Annotated in this window: 1 pseudogene; it reads right to left on the reverse strand. The window is 32.6% G+C overall.

Going from position 1 to position 301, the window contains the following annotated elements:
* Positions 1–20: 20 nt before the first annotated feature.
* Positions 21–301 (reverse strand): annotated as a pseudogene (locus GNY06_RS13875) (integrase core domain-containing protein); the annotation flags it as partial.

Consider the following 301-nt stretch of genomic DNA (forward strand, 5'->3'; position numbering starts at 1 on the left):
AGTGTTAAAATAATTATCAGTTATTCAATATTATCCTTACTTCCAAAAGTAAGGATTTTTTGTTCCACTGCAAGAGTTTCCAATAATTTCTCTTTTGCAATAGGTTTACTATCCAAAAACGTCTGCAGTGGTGTTTTACCATAACAATGTATTCCAGTATGCGTTCATTCATTGTTGTAATAGGACAACCAACTGTTTAAGTCTAATTGCAGTTCTTCAATACTTCTGTAAATTTTCTTTCTAAAAGCTATGGCATAAAACTCGTCCTGTATCGTCCTGTGAAAACGTTCACAAATGCCAT

The organism is Elizabethkingia argenteiflava (assembly GCF_009904105.1).
GTDB lineage: Bacteria > Bacteroidota > Bacteroidia > Flavobacteriales > Weeksellaceae > Elizabethkingia > Elizabethkingia argenteiflava.